Genomic DNA, 16,661 nt, shown 5'->3' with positions numbered 1-16,661 from the left:
GAGTTTCAGGCGGCCGGAACCGTCGCCTCCCCTGCCGGGCCGCTGTCCTCGGGCGAGTCTCCTTCCGGGCCCAGCGGGCGGCCCTCCCACACCAGGGCATGCCAGCCCTTGTCGGGTGATCCCTCGAGGATGACCACGCCCGTGTTGGCCAGCGGATGGCCGGCGGAGTACGCCACGTCGACGTTGGCGGCCCTGGCGGCCACCCACATCCGGATAGCGGCACCGTGGCTGACCATGGCCACCGTCTCCACTCCCGTCGCGGCCGCATCGGCGACGACGGCATCGAAGCGCGCCAGTGCCTCCACGCCGGTCTCGCCACCGGGCATCCGGCGCTCGGTGTCGCCCCCGGACCAGGCGAGGGCCGTGTCGAGGTAGAGGGCGGCGGCCTCGTCGTCGCCGCGCATCTCCAGGTCTCCGGCGATCAGCTCCCGGATCCCGTCCCTGATCCGGACCTCAAGACCTGTCGCGGCGGCCAGCGGCGCGGCGGTCAACTGGGTGCGCCGCAGCGTGGAGGCGTACAGGGCCTCGATCTTCTCCCCCGCCAGGGCCTCCGGCAGCGCGGCAGCCTGCTCGTGCCCCAGCGGCGTCAGACCCGGCCCCGGCGCCCCGGTGTCCAGGAGGTGCTTCAGGTTGGACGGGGTCTGACCGTGACGTATGAGCAGCAGGCGCATGCGGGGACTACCTCCGTGGGATGGAACAGACCCCTCCACTCTGCCACCACCCCCTTCAGCCCCGCGCTCGGCCACGACCGTGACCTCTCCCGACAGCAGTGGGCCAAGGCCGGGAGGCCGGCGGCAGCCTCCCGGCCCCTCGTCCGTCAGGAAGTCGGCGTGGCCGACACCTCGGGCGACAGGGCGGCTTCAAGGCCGTCCTCGTCGTAGGCGGCGACGGCGTAGTAGTACTTCGTGCCACCCGTCAGGCCGCGGTCCAGGTACTCCGAGTCGCTCGTGGTGTGACTGACCTCGGCGTTCTCCTTGGTGACCTGGGGCTTCGTGGAGCGGTAGACGCGATAACCGGCCACGGATGCGCCGCCGCCGGACGGGGAAGTGAACCAGCTGACCCGCACGCTGCCCGCGCCCGGTGTGACCTCGTAGATCTGCGTGGCGCCCGGCGGGCGCGGCTCCGTGTACGTCGGCTTCACCGATGCGGAGGCGGGCGAGGCGACGGAGTGCTGGGACGTGGCGACGACGGCGTAGTAGTAGTCCCGCTCGCCCTCGCTCTCCCCCACCGTGTCGGTGTACTCGGTACGTGTCGTGGTGGCCACGCGGTTGGCCGGGTCGGTCACGTCGACCGGGGAGGTCTTGGAACGGTAGACGGTGTACGAGGAGATCGGTACGTACGGGCTCTGCGACCACGACAGGGTGAGCCGCTTGCCCACGAGCTGGGCGTTTTTGAGGGTGGGGGCCTTGGGCGCTGTACCCGAGGTGACGGTTCTGGTGCCGATCACGTAGTTCGACGGCACGGACTCGTTCCCGACGGCATCGACACCCCGCACCTCGTAGGAGTACGTGCGGCCTGGCTCACCCTTCGTGTCACGCAGGGTCAGCGACGTCGTCGAACCGACTTTGACGCGCTGGGCGTTGGGAGACTCGGCGCGGTACACCACGTACTTCACCGCGTCCGAATCGCCGGTGCGCCACGTCAGCGTCACACCGCGCTCGTCCTCGGCGGTGCGGGTGAGGTCCCGCGGCGCGAAGGGCGCGACGGTGTCCCGGGTGCCGCGGCGGGGATCGGTGTAGGGCGAGACGTGTCCGGCGTCGTCCAGGGCGCGGACCTTGTAGGCGTACTCGACGTCGGGGTCGGCGTCGCTGTCCACGTACGAACCCGTGGACACGGTGTCGAGCAGCGTGTACGGGCCGACCTCGTCAGGCTCGGTTCCCTCGGCCTCGGCGCGGTAGACCTCGTAGGCGGTGGCCGCGGAGAGCGAACTCCAGGAGAGGGAGACGGCCTCGCGCCCGGAGTCGGCATGGAAGTTCTCGGGGGCGTCGTACAGGGGGTTGTCCGGCTGATCCGGGTCGTCGCTGACGCTGCCTGCCGAGCTGGTGGCGGCCGCGGTGGGCGCGGCGGCGTGCGCGGTGCCGGTGAACCCGAGAGCGAGGACGACGACAGCGGCCGCGGAGGCGACAGCTGCCGGTCTGAGACGGTGGTGTTGAGACACGGCTGGCGTTCCCTTTCCGGTGGAACCACGTACGGATGTACGGGAGTTCGGGATGCAGTCGTGGGGGGAGTTGATGGTGCCGTGGGGGCAAGGCACTGTAGCTGTACATGCTCAGGAGATGGGAGGCGGCGCGCGTTGCCGCTGCCCCTGTATCGGACCTCAGCGTCGCGCCGGCGCCGGCACGCTCAGTCCGAACATCAGGACGGCCAGGGGGAGATGGACCGACGCACTGCGCAGCGCCTCTCCGTAGACGCGGTCAACACCACTCCGGCGGAGACCGCTTGAAGGAAAATGGTCAGGGTCCGCAGGGTGATCGCGATCCGCAGAAACAAGAAGCGGCGCTGTGCCGTCCGCGTCACCCTGATCCGGGCGGTCCGCAATCCGGAGAAGCCGCGACCGTGGGGACGGGACGCCTAAGAACGCCTGCGCCTGACCACCTCAATGGCCGTCCCGATTCCCGCCATCACAAAGCCGATCCCACCCAAGACGACCGGCAGCAGCCACAGTGAGGCGAACCCGTTGATCCGCGCGTCCTCGGGCGAATCGGCGAGGTACAGCACCTCGACCCGCTCCCCCCTCTCGTACGACGGCGGATTGGAGCCCGCCGAGCCCCGGAACGTCCTCGGCGTGCCGTCCGCCGAGGTGAACTCGACGACCGGGTACGCCGTCGGCCCGTCGTTCGCCCGCTGCTTACGGGATACGCCGTGGATGTCGTTCCGCCACTCCAGCGACACCACCGTGCCCGGGGCACGCTCGGCGTCCGACAGGAAGGAGACCGACACCCCCACCGCGATCAACCCACCGACCATCAACAACGTACCGACCGTGATCACCCCGAACGTGACCCACCGACCGGCACCCCACCCACGCACCCGAACCCGCACTACATCCCTCTCACTTGCCCAAAGTCAGAGGGACGTTATCCCAGGCACTCCGGCCGCCCTGCTCCAGCCCCTTGGGGTCCACGAGTTTCACAGCATCTGCACCGGGGGCCCGAGTCCTGGCTGAAGGGTTGTCCCGTAAAGATCTTCGACGTCTCAGGGATCGTCGCGCCAAGGCGGGCGATGGTGCGGGGCCAGGGTGAGGCAGGCGAACGCGGCCGGCTGGCCACCGGCCAGGGCAGGGCGTCGGCCCCTGGCGGTCCCGCTCGCTGCGTCAGCGAGCAGGTACGCGGCCTCGCCACGCGGCCCGCGTGCTCCTCGGCGCCGGGCCCCGCCCTCTCCACCAGCTCGGGGTGAACTGGCGTGTGTGGTCTTCGGGGCGGCGAGGGACCGCGGCGGAGTGTCGCGTTCAAGCCGCCCGAGTGGGGCCCGGCGTGGCCGTACCGCCCGTCGTGCGCGCGCCGGAGGCGAGGTCCCCCGTCGTACCCGGAGCCTGCACGTCACGTCCCGTCAGTATCTGGAGGACCAGAGCGCCCACGCACAGCAGTGCGCTCAGCCCCCAGATCGTCAGATACGCGGAGAGCGCCGGGACCTCCGTGCCCTCGACGACGAGGGAGCCGAGGACGACAGCCGAACCCGCGCCCGCGACACTGCCGCCCAGGGTCTTCAGGTTGTTGTAGACGGCGGTCGCACTCGCCGTCCGGTCCGTGGCGCTGCGTTCCACGATCAGCGTGGGCAGGCCGCCCAGGGCCAGGCCCATGCCGAAGCCGGAGACGGCGGACGCCAGGGCGAACAGGGGCAGAGCGGTGTGTGCGGCGATCAGCCCCACGTTCCCTGCCGCCATCAGCGCGAAGGAGAGCAGCAGCACACGGCGGTACCCGGTGCGGGCCGCGACCCGGGCCACGAGGCTCGCCCCGGCGAAGGCCAGCACATGCGGCACCGCGCCCCACGCGCTGATCTCCCAGGTGGTGAGCCCGAAGCCGTAGCCCTCGTCGGCCGTTGACGCGGCCAGATACGAGATGCCGACCGCCTGCCCGCCCAGCATCACCGTGCCGAAGAGGAAGCCGGAGACGTAGTAGGGCGCGGACTGGCGGCGGGCCACCGCCCGGACGTCGACCAGGGCGTGCGGCCGGTCCCGTTCGAGCCGGACCCACCAGGTGAGCAGGGCCAGGGAGAGCACGAGGCCGCCCAGGGTGAGCGGAGAGGTCCAGCCCCAGGTCGCTCCGCGCGCCGTCGTACCGAGGAACAGCAGCAGCGAGAGCCCGAGCAGCAGCGCCCCCGTCCAGTCCATCCGGCCCGGCGCACGGGTCCGTGACTCCGGGATCGCGCAGTACGACAGGGCAAGGCAGGCACACGCGAGCGCGGCGAGGACCGCGAGCGTGGCCCGGACGCCGCCGGTGAGTTCGAGCAGGGGGCCCACCAGGCCGTGGCCGAGGAGCGAGCCGAGGGTGAGCGCGCCCACGAGAAGTCCCACCGCCTGCCGGCCGCCCTCCAGGTCGAGCCGGTCCCGTACGAGGCCGATCTCCAGCGGCAGCAGCGCCGCCAGCGGACCCATCAGGGCACGGCCCACAAGGAGCACCGTCAGATTCGGTGCGAGGGCCACCAGGACGGTGCCCGCCGCGACGCAGACCAGCGCGATCCGGGTCAGCCGACGGTGACCGTACAGATCTCCGAGCCGCCCGAACACGGGCACGGCGACCGCGGCCGCGAGGAACTGCACCGCCATGTACCACTGCGCCTGGGACGCGCTGATGGAGCGCCAGTCCTGCACGGCCGGCACCAGCGCCGGGGCGGAACCCTGGAGGAATCCGCTGACCAGCTCGAAGACGACGAGCAGGCCGACCACGGCGGTCACCCGGGGCGCGGCCACTTCCTCCGTCCCGCCCAAGGCCGTCATGCCGACGCCCCCGCGGCGAGCCGCTGCTCCGCGAGCTCGCTGAGCAGCGCCGCCTGGCGATGGAGCACCCGGTCGTCGAAGACCGCCCGCGGGGAGTGGTTCTGCGGCGCCTTCTCCACGTCCACGCCTTCGGGCGCCGCGCCGACCAGCAGCATCGCGCCGGGCACCTTGTTCAGTACGAGGGAGAAGTCCTCCGAACCGCTGGCGGGCCGCGGTGCCTCCCACACCTCGCCCGTGCCGAACAACTCGCGCGCCGTGTCCAGCGCGAACGCCGTCGCGCCCGGCTCGTTGACGGTGACCGGATACTGCATCTCGTACGACACCTCCGCCTCCAGGCCGTGCGCGGCCGCGATCCCGCGCACCAGACGCGGCAGCCCTTCGGCCAGCCGCTCGTGGTTGGCCTCGGAGTAACTGCGTACGGTCGCCTCGAACTCGGCCGTGTCCGGGATGACGTTGTGCTGCGTACCGGCGTGCAGCCGCCCGACGGTCACCACCACCGGGTCGAAGATGTCGAAGGTGCGCGTCACCCAGTTCTGCAGCGCGGTCACCATCTCGCAGACGGCCGGCACCGGGTCCTTGGCGTGGTGCGGAGCCGCACCGTGCCCGCCCTCGCCGCGCACCGTCACCCGCAGGACGTCGGACGCCGTCATGACCGTGCCGGGCCGGGACGCGACCCAGCCGCCGGGCAGCCGGTTGGCCGAGACGTGCAGGGCGAAGGCCGCGTCGAGCGGCTTGCCCGCCGCACCCAGGACACCCTCGTCGATCATCGCACCGGCGCCGTTGTACCCCTCCTCGCCCGGCTGGAACATGAACACCACATCGCCCTGGAGGCTCTCCCGGCGGTCCGCGAGCAGCGTCGCCGCACCGACGAGCCCCGCGGTGTGCAGATCGTGCCCGCAGCCGTGCATCCGGCCCGGCGTCTCGGAGGCGTACTCCACCCCCGTCAGCTCGTCCACCGGCAGCGCGTCCATGTCACCCCGCAGCAGCACCGCCCCGCCGGGGCGGCCACCGCGCAGCACGGCCGTGACCGAGGTCAGCTCCCGGCCCAGCGTGATCTCCAGAGGGAGACCGTCGAGCGCGGCGAGGACCTTCTCCTGTGTACGCGGCAGCCGGAGGCCGAGCTCCGGCTTACGGTGCAGCGAGCGGCGGAGCCGCACGAGATCGGGCTGGAGTTCCCTGGCGCGTTCCAGTACGGACATGCTGCGTCAACCTCCTGATACGGTTCCGGCCATCGGTGCGGCAAGACTGAAGTCCTGGCCCGTCCGACCGGCCCGAATCGCAGGAAACACGCAAGAGGCTTCGAATGACGCAGCATTCCGGGCACGAGCCGGTACGGACGCTCGACGACGTGGACCAGGCCTTGGTGCACGCGCTGCAGATCGCCCCACGCGCCGGGTGGAACGAGATCGGCGCGGTACTCGGACTCGACGCCGTCACCGTGGCCCGCCGTTGGCAGCGGCTCACCGAAACCGGCGCCGCCTGGATCAGCTGCTCCCCGTCGCCCGCCCTCGCCGCGACGGGACAGGGACTGCTCGCCGTCATCGAAGTGGACTGCGCCAGCGGCAGCCTGCTGACCGTCGCCCGTGCCCTCGCCGAACTGCCCCACGTCACCGCCGTCGAACACGTCAGCGGAGACCGCGACCTCCTCCTCACGGTGATGGCCACAGACCTCGCCGCGCTCACCCACTGGGTGACCCGCGGCATCGGCGCGATGCAGGGCATCGTCGCCACCCGCACCCACCTCGCGAGCACTGTCTACACCGAGGGCAGCCGCTGGCGGCTGCGCGCCCTCGACCGCACCCAGATCGCCCGCCTCGCCGGAACCGGCGCTCCTCGCGCCGACACCCCCGTCTTCCCCCTCACCGACCTGGACCACGCCCTCGTCGGCGCCCTGTCCATGAACGGCCGCGCCACCTACCGCGCCCTGGCCGACGCCTGCGGAACGAGCCCGGACACGGTCCGTCGCCGACTCGGCCGGCTCTTCACCGCCGGCATGCTCCAGCCCCGTTGCGAGGTCGCCCGCCCGCTGTCGGAGTGGCCCGTCACGGTGATCCTCTGGGGGAGAGTGGCCGCAGGGGAGTTGGAGAGCGTCTCCCGCTCCCTCACCGGCGCCCGCGAGGTACGGCTGTGCGCCGGTCTCACCGGCCGGAACAACGTCCTCGTCGTGGCCTGGGTGAAGTCCCTCGCCGACACCCAGCGCTTCGAGATACGACTCGCCCAGCGCGCCCCCGGCCTGGACATCACCGACCGGGCCGTGGCCCTCTGGCCAATGAAGCTCAGCGGCCATCTGCTCGACGAACGCGGCTACCGCGTCGGCGGCGTCCCGCTGGACGTCCGTCCGGCCGGCGCCGGCTGGCGAGATCCGGAAGACACTCCCTGAGGCTCGCCCCGTATGTGGGCGCGAGCTGGGCGTTTGCCTCACGGTACGGTCATCGGTACAGCCGAAAAGGCTGAGCGAGTGCCCGTTGTACGGGGTTGGTGTACGTCCTGGGTACCTGGTCGGGCGGCGTCTTGAGCACGTGGTCGCTTCTTGGCACCCGCACGGCGCGGGGGCTTCATCTGGCCCGCTGGACGTGTGGATGATCGACAGCGAGGCGGTCGCCACGCACGTCACGACCGGTTCGGGCTGGCGCCTGATCGTGGAGACGTCGGCCCCGTTCGCCGAGGTGGCGCCGGAACCAGGGAGACCGTCGGCCGCACCACCGTGATCGCCGACGGCGGCTACCGGGGCACCGGCCTGGTCATCCCGCACCGCCGAGAGCGCGGGCAGGGCGAACTGACCGCCTGGAAGGAAGAGCACAACACTTCCCATCGCCAGGTCCGTGCCCGCGTCGAGCACGCCTTCGCCCGCATGAAGAGCTGGAAGATCCTCCGCGACTGCCGCTTGAGGGGCGACGGCCTCCATCACGCGATGAGTGGAGTCGCCCGCCTGCACAACCTCGCCCTCTCTGGATAGGCGAGCAGATCGGACAGCAGGCGGTCACGGAGGCGGTCACGGGCGCACCCACTCGAAGACCATGACGGGACAACCCTTTAGGCCCCGCGCTTCTTCGGTGCCGTCTTTCTTCCGGCTGCCGTCTTCTTCGCCGTGGACTTCTTGGCGGCGGTCTTCTTCGCGGTTGTCTTCTTGGCGGCCCTCTTCTTCGGCATCTCGTGGACGGTCGCATCTTTTCCGCTGTCCCCGCTGTCCCCGCTCTCGCCGCGGGCGGCCTGCGCCTTGGACACGGACTCCTGGAGCGCCGCCATCAGGTCCAGGACCTGCCCACCGGCCGGTGCTTCCTCCTCGTCCGGCTTGGGCGGCTTCTTTCCTCCTGCCTTTGTGTTGATGAGCTGCTCGAGGGCCTCTGTGTAGCGGTCGGTGGCCCAGTCCTGACCGGCGATGCCGTCGGCGGTCATGGAGTCGATGAGGAGTACGGCCCTGTCGATCTCCTCGTCGCTCACGTCGACCGCCTTGGGCGCCAGCTGCTGCGGATCCCTGACCTCGTCGTCCCATTTCATGGCGTGCAGCAGGATCACACCGCTCTGCACCCGGAGCAGGCCGAGGCGTTCCCTGCCGTGCCACGCGAACTTGGCGACGGCGGCCTTGCTGTTCCGTTCGAGGGCTTTGCGCAGGAGCGTGTAGGGCTTGGCGGCGACCTGCCCGTCGGCCTGGAGGTAGTACCCCTCCCCGATGCGGATCGGGTCCACGCTCTCGTACGGCACGAACGCGGCGATCTCGATGGCCTTCGCGGTCGGGAGCGGCATCGCGTAGAGCTCGGCGTCGGTGACCGCGACGATCGTGTCCTTGCTGACCTCGTAACCCTTGCCGATCTCGGCGCTCGTCAGCTGCTTGCCGTCGATCTCGCATACCTTCCGCGTGCGGACCCGGCTCATGTCCTCGAGGTGGTACTGGTGAAACGAGATCGAGTGGTTCTCGGTGGCGGGCAGAACCTTGATCGGGATCGTTACCAGGCCGAACGAGATCGCACCGGACCAGACGGGGCGGGGCATGCGCTACCTCCGTGACAGCCCCGAGAACACCAGTGTGAGGTCTCAACGATCACTTCACCATCGCAGAGCCGACCGGCAAGGAGCGGTGTCACTTACACGTAACCCGCGAAACCCATCCGCATCACTCCGCTAACATGATCGAACTCACAACGAGTGCCGTGATCGCCGTCCTTCACCAGAAAACCATGCCATCTAGCACGAAGAGTGAGCTATTTAACTGACACCTAACAAATCGGCTGAAGCATTGATATCTATAGCATCTCGAATGTTTTCGCGGGAAAACTTCAGAACAATGCTCGTCGCGTGGCGTCAACCACGGGCGATGCTGTGGACCGCGGTGAGCGTGGTGGCCCTCGGGTTCCTCATCGCTCTGGAGATCGCGGCGCGCCACTACGGCGTGGCGGGGCCGATCACCAATCAGGCGCAAGAGGTGATCTTCGCGCCCAAATCCGGGCCACTGCTGTACGCCGGTATGGCGTTGATGATGGTGGCGCTCACCTGGCGGCAGCGATTCATCGCGCTCGGTGTCGCGGTCGGGATCGACATCGTCTTCTTCCTGGTGCGGTGGGCTGTCGACGCCAAAATGATGTTCGGCAACGGCGCGTTGTGGGTGATCTTGGCCTGTGCGGTCATCGCTCTCACCCGCCGCACCGGCCAGGAACGCGTCCTGCTCCTGAAGGGCGTCGGGCTGAGCCTGCTGCTCGTGGCCGGCCGCAAGACCGGTGACACCTGGCTGCTCATCACGTCGAAAACCCGCCCGACCGTACTCGACCAGTACGTGGCGACCGCCGACCACGCGCTGGGCAACCCGTCATGGCTGGCGGGCCGGGTGGTCGCGTCCACCGGCTCGATCGGCGCCCATGTCCTGGACTACGTCTACATCCAGCTCGCGGTGGCCGCGGTCATCGTCGCGCTCTACCAACTGCGCAACGTGGCGGTCGAGCGCCGCTTCCCGGGCCACCATCTCGTGCGCACCTTTCTGGTCATCGGCCTGCTCGGTCCCGCCATCTACATGATCTTCCCGGTGGTCGGGCCGATCTTCACCTATGGCACCGGCGCCTTCGGAACCGGTGGCGAGCAGTGGGCCCTCGCCAACCTGTGGCCGCACACACCACCGCCGATCGCGAATCCACACGCCATACCCTTCGACGAGATCACTCCGCGCAACTGTATGCCCAGTCTGCACACGGCGTGGGCCACCACGATCTTCATTCATTCCCGCAAGGGCCCACGCCTTCTGCGATACGCGGGGGTGTTCTGGCTGATCGCCACGCTCTCCGCGACGCTGGGATTCGGCTACCACTACGGCGTGGACCTCATCGCCGGTGTGGTGTTCGCGTTCACGATCGACGCGGCGCTGCGCGCCCTTGACCGTGGCTGGGACCGGGCAGGAATCCAGCTGGTCGCCTATGGCACGACGGTCTTCGCTCTGCTCCTGGTGTCGTATCGCTATCTGCCGACGCAGATGGCCGAACACCCGTGGGTCTTCGGTCCACTTCTCATTCTGGCGATGATTTCAGTGGTCCACGGATACGTGCGGACCACCAAGCTGTGGGAGCCGAAAGCCGCACCGGCACCGAAGCCGGAACCACAACCCGAGCTGGTCTGAGGCATGTCGCACCCGCGCCGATGGTTGCCCGTCGCGCGCGAGTACGGCACAAAAGTCCGCCGTAGCGACCTGCCCCCACTGATGCAACCGACGCATCCGCATCGTGGAGGGCACGCGACGCATTGACCCCCGGGGTCTCTCGGTGTTCGCTCGCCTACGGTGCACCTGGTCACGACCGATCACCGCAGAGACTGCTGACCGGGGTCTCCGGTGCGAGCCTGCCCCCTTCCCCGGTCGGCCTGCTCGCACCGGCCGGGGCTCGACACAGGAGGAACCGATGACCGTTCATCAGCGCGTGACGGCCGCGAGCGCCGTGCTCGCCGCCCTCTGCGCCGTGACCGTCCTGGCACCCGCGGGCGCGTCCGCCGACACCGCCGCGCCGAGCACCGAGCGGCTGAGCGTCGGTCCGGGAGGCGTTCAGGGCAACGCCGCTTCCACGAACCCCTCCATCAGCGCCGACGGTCACTACGTCGCGTTCGTGTCGGCGTCCAGAAACCTGGTCGAGAACGACACCAACGGCACTCCCGACGCCTTCGTCCGCGATCTGCGCACCGGCAAGACGGAGCGCGTCAGCGTCAAGAGCAGCGGAAAAGCGAGCCACGGTGTCGTACGGGAGGTCTCGCTCAGCCCCGACGGGCGGTATGTGGTCTTCACCTCCACCGCCGACGATCTCGTGGGCGGCGACCCGAACGACCTCGACGACGTCTTCCTGCACGATCGGAACACCGGTAGGACCACACGGATCAGCCCCACGGGCGCGTCCTACGACGGGCTGCGCAGCCACCTGACGTACGACCCCGTGGTCAGCGGCGACGGCCGCTACGTCGCCTACGCTTCGGGCGCCGAGGATCTCGTCGCGGGGGACGCCAACAAGCGGGACGACGTCTTCCTCTACGACCGCAAGAAGAAGACCACGGAGCTCGCGCAGCTCACCAACGAGGGCAAGCAGGGCGAAGGGGACGCGTTCGCCCCGGCGTTCGCGGGCGACTCCGGTGGCCGGTATCTCGCCTTCACCTCCAACACCGCCGACCTGGCCGGGGTGGAGGACCACTCCCTCGCGACGGACATCTTCCTGCGCGACCGGGAGAAGAGCACCACGGAACTCATCAGCGTCCCGCACAAGTACAACCGCAAGACCCCGTCCTGGGACCCCGCCCTCAGCGGTGACGCCCGCTATGTGGCGTTCACCTCGACCTCCAGGGCACTCAGCCCGGAGGGACCGGCCCCGACCGCCTCGCACAACGTCTTCCTCTACGACCGCGAGTCGAAGCGTGTACGCCTTGTCAGCGCCGCCCCGGACGGCACTCCGGCCAATGGCGAGAGCGACGACGTCTCACTGAGCCGGGACGGGCGCTACGCGGCCTTCACCTCTGCCGCCTCCAACCTCGCCCCCGAGGAGGACGGCGACAGCAGTGCGGACGTCTTCCTGCGGGACATGGTGACCGGCGACGTACACCTCATCAGCGACGAGAGCGAGCCGGTGTCCGAGGACACCGCACCAGGGCCGCGGACCGGCGTCAGCGAAGACGGCGGCGCGGTGGTGTTCGACTCCCCCGCCGGAAACCTCGTACCCGACGACACCAACGGCGCGGCCGATGTCTTCCTGCGTCTGCTGCGCTGACGTACTCCGCTCTTAAGCGCGTTGATCTTGGGCACACGGAGGCAAGTGATCTTCGTTGTCGATCTCCGCAGGGAGTGCAATGACCTTACCCTCGCGCCCGGTTCAGCGTATGGACCGTGAGCGGCGCTTCGATCTGCGCCGGACTGCCCTGTTCTTCGCTCTGCTCGCGATCGTCCTGTGCGTTCTGGTGTTCCTGGTCCGCACCGCGGCGAGCGTCGTCGAGAGCCGCCCGCTGTGGGTCGGCTCTCTCGCCGTGGTGGGCATCACTGCCGCGTACCTGTGCCGGTCCAGGTGGCGCCGCGTCTCCGCCGCGAGATACGCGCGCCGTGCCGCCCAGACGCTGGAGGAAGCGACCGGCGTTCTCGATCCTCCCGTCGAGCAGGCCGACTACGCCGAACTCGATCCCGACGGCTTCGAGCGCGCCATAGCCGACCTGTGCGCGCGTGACGACTGCCAAGAGGTCGAAGTGGCCGGAGGCGCAGGCGACTTGGGCGCGGACGTCACGGCGATCACGTCCGACGGGCTCCGCATCGTCATCCAGTGCAAGCGCTACGGTGACGCCAACAAGGTCGGATCTCAGGACCTGCAACGCTTCGGTGGGACCTGTTTCACCGTCCACGAGGCCGACATCGCGGTGCTCGTCACGACGAGTGACTTCACCGCTCCCGCCCTTGAGTACGCGCAGCGGTGCGGCATCGTGTGCGTGAACGGCGAGGACCTGGATGCCTGGCTCGACGGCACCGGGCCCAGCCCCTGGGAGGATGCGGGTGCCGCTGCCTGACCGGGGCGGAGCACTGCCATCAGGAGCGTGGCTTCACCCTGCTCAGCGCGGCGACGGCCGGCGCCGCGAGGCCGATCTGGATGAGCCATTCGATCCGGTCGACGCCGTCCGTGCCCGCCGGACGGACAGGACCCGTCACCGCTCCCCGGCCGTCAGCGGTGATCTGTCCAGGCGCCTGAGCACGGGCGAAGCCGCGGCCCCGTGCAGGATCACCGACAGCAGGACGATGAACGTCACCACCGCCCACAACTCCTCGTCGTACGACTGAAGTTCCCCCTCCCCCAGCGCATACGCCAGGTAGAAGACGGACCCGATGCCCCGGACGCCGAAGAAGGAGGTCATCGCGCGTTCCCTCAGGGTGGTCCTCCCCCGCAGCTGGGCCAGCCAGCCCGTCAGCGGACGGATCACGAGCAGCACGAGGACGGCCGTCATCGCGCTGCCCAGGGTGAGGGCGGAAAGACCGCCGCCGGCGATGAACCCCCCGATGAGGAACAGCACACCGGCCGTGAGCAGCCGCTCCACCTGTTCCATGAAGGTGTGCATCACCACCTGGTACCCGTGGGCGCGCTCGGCGGACCGGATCGCGCAGGCCGTCGTGAACACGGCGAGGAACCCGTAACCGTGCAGCACTTCCGTGAGGCCGTACGAGATGAAGGTCGCCGCGAGCGCGACGAAACCCTCCCTGTGCTCGGAGAGACGGAGCGCTTTCCAGCCCGCCCGGAAGAACATCCAGCCGAGAAGTCGGCCGACCAGCAGGCCGACCGCCACGCCCACCGTGACGCGTACCGCCACGTCGCTCCACAGCCAGTGGCCCACCCACTCGCCGGACCAGCCCGTTTCGGACGCCGCGAACATCGCGAGGGCCGCGAGGACCAACGGGAAAGCGAGACCGTCGTTGAGGCCCGCTTCACCGGTGAGGGCGAAGCGCACCTCGTCCTCGTCGTTCTCGGCGTCCGTCGGCTCACCGACACGTACCTCCGCGGCGAGCACGGGGTCGGTCGGTGCGAGAACGGCGCCGAGGAGCAGGGCGACGGCCGGCGGCCAGCCCACAAGACCCCAGGCGACCAGGGCGGTGGCCACCACGGTCAGAGGCATGGTGATGCCAAGGAGGCGCCAGGCGGTGGACCAGGACCGGCGGCCGAACGGTCTGTTGATCGCGAGACCGGCCCCCATCAGGGCCACGATCACGATCACCTCGGTGAGGTGCTCCACCCACGCCCGGTGCTGGTAGGGGTCCAGATCGGGCAGTCCGGTCGGCAGCAGGTAGACGAAGAACCCCACGGCCAGAAAGACCATCGGCATGGACATCGGCTGCCGCGCCACCAGTCTGGGCAGGACCGCGGCGAGCAGGGCGCCGATCCCCACGCAGGCGTACCCGACGTCCGCGGCTGTCACTTCCATCTGCCGGCACCTGTACCTCTGCTCGTGGTGATCCCGTGCTGAGGGGTTCCCACTTGGATCAGCCCTAACCGGGGCACACGTTCTGATCGACGTGCCGTTGAAGCGCGTCGCAGACGTGCTGGAACTCCTCCATGAGGCGGCTGGACTCGACGACGAGCACTCCGTACGGGCGAGCAGGGTCGGTCAGCGGTAGTCCCGCCCGGCTCGCTCCGTCGGCCACGTTCCGACAGCAGCCCTGGGCCTCGTCGGCCAGACGGCACATCTGTCGGGCCTGCTCGGTGAGGGAGTCCTCGTCCAGCTCGCCGAGCACCTGGGCGATCTTCGTGAGGGTCTCAAGGAAGTCGGCGTAGCCCTTGAGGAAGGCCAGGTCGTCGTGCCGGTCCCCTTCCTCCTCGTGCCACCGGTGCAGGCTGCGCGTCAGCGACCCCACTTGGTACAGCGAACGTTCGAGGGCTCCGAGGACCGCTCCGTACCCCTCGAAGGAAGTCCGGCCCCGATATCTGCGCAGCAGGCGGCGCGGATTGAAGTAGAGGCTCTCCTGCGCGGTACGGAGACCGTCCCGCGCCTGTGTGATCAGCCCTCCGGTCTGCTCGGCTCTCCAGCGCCACTGCCGACAGTTCTCCTCGTCCAACTTCCCCTCGCGCAGCACCGGATACATGTCGCTCACCAGCTCGCCCAGAGCGGTGGACAGCGAGCGGATCCCGTGCTCGGCGCTGCGGTAGCGCATCGGTGGGGCCACCGTGACATTGACGACGACGCCGATGGCGCAGCCGATGAGGACCAGCAGGATGATCTGCCCGAGCTGGGTGGCCTTTTCGGTCGTGGACGTGGCGGAGGCATAGGTGGCGAAGGCGAAGAACGCCGCGGTGGGGACCTGCGCCCTCTGCGCGCCGAGCGCGGGCCAGCGCCCGATGGACAGGCCCACCAGCGCGACAAGGACGAACGTCAGCAGATCGGGTCCGCCCAGGAACCCCAGGACCGCGACCATGGCCACGCCGACCATCACCGCCGCCAGGTAGCGCAGCGACTGCAGCAGGGACTGGTACACCGTCACCTGCATGATCAGCACCGCGGAGAACGGGGCGAACGCCGGGGACGGTGCGTCGAGCAGGTAGTAGGAGACCACCCAGGACAAGGTCGCGGCCAACGTGCTCTTGAGGACCAGGAGCAGCGTGTGCCGCTCGTAGCCGGGGATCCCCCGCGCCCGCTGCCACCATCGCCGCGCACGCTCGAACCGCCCCTGGGCCGCGGCTTCCACACCCTGCCCTCCGCCCTCGCCGGTCATGCAGCGACTCCATTCCGATCAGCAGGTCATCGAGCTCAGCCTGGTACCCGGCACAGCCGTCCGCATGCGGACCGGCGCCGCTGTGACCCTCAGTGACACCAGGTGATCCACTCGTGCCTCCACATCCGTGCCGATCTTGTGCATCTTTGCAGTCAGTGCCATGGAACCCGGACGAGACCTCCCATCTTGCTGAGCGGCATCTGTCAACAGCGTGATAACACGGAGTGATCAAATCCAAGGAGACGACGCATCATGGGTATCTTCAGCCGTCGCCAGACCGCGACCCTCGAGCCGACGCCGTCAATGGGCCCCGGTTCGCCTCTCCCAGCGGCGGGCGATGCCGCGCTCGATCCGGCGCTCCGTGCGCTGACCGGGCAGTGGACCATCGACCGCCCGCACAGTCGCATCGGGTTCTCCGTACGGCACGCGATGGTCACGACGGTGCGAGGTGCCTTCGCCGACTACGACAGCTCGCTGTACTTCGACGGTGCCCGGCCCTCCGCATCGCGGGCCGAGATCGTCATCAAGGTCGCCAGCGTCGACTCCGGTGTGGAACAGCGGGACACGCACCTCATAGGCGCCGATTTCTTCGACGCGCGCCGCCACCCGGAGATGACGTTCCGCAGCACCTCCACGGTCCATGAGGGCGGCGAGACCTTCCGCATGGCCGGGGAGCTGACCATCCGGGGTGTCACCCGGCCCGTCGAGCTGCAACTCGACTACCTCGGCTCGGTCGTGGACCCGTTCGGCTTCGAGAGGGCCGGTTTCGACGGGACCACCACCATCGACCGCACCGATTGGGGCCTGGTCTACAACCAGCGCCTCGAGACGGGTGGCGCCATGGTGAGCGAGAAGGTCCGGCTGCAGTTCGACATCTCCGCGATCCGGGCCACGCTCCCGGAGTAGTACAGAGAGATGACGACGAGGGGAGGGGCCCCCCCCCGTGCCGGGATGGGGGCCCCCCCCCGCTCCCCGGACAAAAGGAAGGGGGGAGTCCTCGCCCCCCAAACCGCCCTTCGCGCCCCGGGACAACTGGCG

14 protein-coding genes and 3 pseudogenes are annotated in these 16,661 nt (G+C 69.4%); 7 read left to right on the top strand and 10 right to left on the bottom strand.

Going from position 1 to position 16,661, the window contains the following annotated elements; all coding sequences use genetic code 11:
• Positions 1-5: 5 nt before the first annotated feature.
• From ACZ5CR_RS25610 to ACZ5CR_RS25585, 6 genes and pseudogenes are all read right to left on the bottom strand, one after another.
• Positions 6-671, bottom strand: coding sequence for a histidine phosphatase family protein (locus ACZ5CR_RS25610; protein WP_468861316.1), 666 nt, complete (start codon positions 669-671; stop codon positions 6-8).
• A 146-nt stretch (positions 672-817) separates the two neighbouring features.
• Positions 818-2,158: a fibronectin type III domain-containing protein gene (locus ACZ5CR_RS25605; protein WP_468861313.1), complete on the bottom strand. Its 1,341-nt coding sequence runs from the start codon at positions 2,156-2,158 to the stop codon at positions 818-820.
• A 159-nt stretch (positions 2,159-2,317) separates the two neighbouring features.
• Positions 2,318-2,523, bottom strand: a pseudogene (locus tag ACZ5CR_RS25600) (hypothetical protein).
• Positions 2,524-2,571: 48 nt separating this feature from the next.
• Positions 2,572-2,967: a DUF3592 domain-containing protein gene (locus ACZ5CR_RS25595; RefSeq protein ID WP_468861755.1), complete on the bottom strand. Its 396-nt coding sequence runs from the start codon at positions 2,965-2,967 to the stop codon at positions 2,572-2,574.
• A gap of 481 nt (positions 2,968-3,448) precedes the next feature.
• A complete protein-coding gene (locus tag ACZ5CR_RS25590; RefSeq protein ID WP_468861311.1) occupies positions 3,449-4,936 on the bottom strand; it encodes an MFS transporter in 1,488 nt (495 codons plus the stop codon).
• A complete protein-coding gene (locus tag ACZ5CR_RS25585; RefSeq protein ID WP_468861308.1) occupies positions 4,933-6,135 on the bottom strand; it encodes a M20 metallopeptidase family protein in 1,203 nt (400 codons plus the stop codon). The genes ACZ5CR_RS25590 and ACZ5CR_RS25585 overlap by 4 nt, the downstream gene beginning before the upstream one ends.
• A gap of 104 nt (positions 6,136-6,239) precedes the next feature.
• Between ACZ5CR_RS25585 and ACZ5CR_RS25580 the strand changes: the two genes are divergently transcribed.
• The 3 genes and pseudogenes from ACZ5CR_RS25580 to ACZ5CR_RS25570 form a co-directional block, all read left to right on the top strand.
• Entirely contained in the window at positions 6,240-7,316 is a 1,077-nt protein-coding gene (locus ACZ5CR_RS25580; protein WP_468861306.1) for an Lrp/AsnC family transcriptional regulator, read from the top strand.
• Between the two features lie 199 nt (positions 7,317-7,515).
• Positions 7,516-7,644, top strand: a complete 129-nt coding sequence (locus ACZ5CR_RS25575; RefSeq protein WP_468861773.1) for a hypothetical protein — start codon at positions 7,516-7,518, stop codon at positions 7,642-7,644.
• A pseudogene (locus ACZ5CR_RS25570) lies at positions 7,626-7,892 on the top strand (transposase); the annotation flags it as partial. The gene ACZ5CR_RS25575 and the pseudogene ACZ5CR_RS25570, both read left to right, overlap by 19 nt.
• 77 nt (positions 7,893-7,969) lie before the next feature.
• Here the strand turns inward: ACZ5CR_RS25570 and ku are convergent.
• On the bottom strand, positions 7,970-8,926 hold the full coding sequence (ku, locus tag ACZ5CR_RS25565; RefSeq protein ID WP_468861303.1) for a non-homologous end joining protein Ku: 957 nt from the start codon (positions 8,924-8,926) through the stop codon (positions 7,970-7,972).
• Positions 8,927-9,218: 292 nt separating this feature from the next.
• Between ku and ACZ5CR_RS25560 the strand changes: the two genes are divergently transcribed.
• The 3 genes from ACZ5CR_RS25560 to ACZ5CR_RS25550 all read left to right on the top strand — a co-directional run bounded on the left by ACZ5CR_RS25560 (position 9,219) and on the right by ACZ5CR_RS25550 (position 12,937).
• Positions 9,219-10,535, top strand: a complete 1,317-nt coding sequence (locus ACZ5CR_RS25560) for a phosphatase PAP2 family protein (protein ID WP_468861300.1) — start codon at positions 9,219-9,221, stop codon at positions 10,533-10,535.
• A 277-nt stretch (positions 10,536-10,812) separates the two neighbouring features.
• Positions 10,813-12,156 (top strand): hypothetical protein, encoded by a 1,344-nt coding sequence (locus ACZ5CR_RS25555; RefSeq protein ID WP_468861299.1) that lies wholly within the window; start codon positions 10,813-10,815, stop codon positions 12,154-12,156.
• A 79-nt stretch (positions 12,157-12,235) separates the two neighbouring features.
• Positions 12,236-12,937 (top strand): restriction endonuclease, encoded by a 702-nt coding sequence (locus tag ACZ5CR_RS25550; protein WP_468861296.1) that lies wholly within the window; start codon positions 12,236-12,238, stop codon positions 12,935-12,937.
• A gap of 19 nt (positions 12,938-12,956) precedes the next feature.
• Here the strand turns inward: ACZ5CR_RS25550 and ACZ5CR_RS25545 are convergent.
• The 3 genes and pseudogenes from ACZ5CR_RS25545 to ACZ5CR_RS25535 form a co-directional block, all read right to left on the bottom strand.
• Positions 12,957-13,055 (bottom strand): annotated as a pseudogene (locus tag ACZ5CR_RS25545) (GlsB/YeaQ/YmgE family stress response membrane protein); the annotation flags it as partial.
• 17 nt (positions 13,056-13,072) lie between these two features.
• Positions 13,073-14,338, bottom strand: coding sequence for a cation:proton antiporter (locus ACZ5CR_RS25540; protein ID WP_468861294.1), 1,266 nt, complete (start codon positions 14,336-14,338; stop codon positions 13,073-13,075).
• A 64-nt stretch (positions 14,339-14,402) separates the two neighbouring features.
• Positions 14,403-15,623 carry an FUSC family protein gene (locus ACZ5CR_RS25535; protein WP_468861292.1) on the bottom strand — a complete coding sequence of 407 codons (1,221 nt, stop codon included), beginning with the start codon at positions 15,621-15,623 and terminating at the stop codon, positions 14,403-14,405.
• Between the two features lie 252 nt (positions 15,624-15,875).
• Here ACZ5CR_RS25535 and ACZ5CR_RS25530 point away from each other — a divergent pair, with 252 nt between their 5' ends.
• Positions 15,876-16,529 carry a YceI family protein gene (locus tag ACZ5CR_RS25530; RefSeq protein WP_468861290.1) on the top strand — a complete coding sequence of 218 codons (654 nt, stop codon included), beginning with the start codon at positions 15,876-15,878 and terminating at the stop codon, positions 16,527-16,529.
• The last annotated feature ends 132 nt before the right edge of the window (positions 16,530-16,661 follow it).

The organism is Streptomyces sp. NPDC031274, assembly GCF_055570235.1.
Note: the sequence above shows the minus strand (reverse complement) of the source record. Positions and strands in the feature narration are given on the sequence as shown.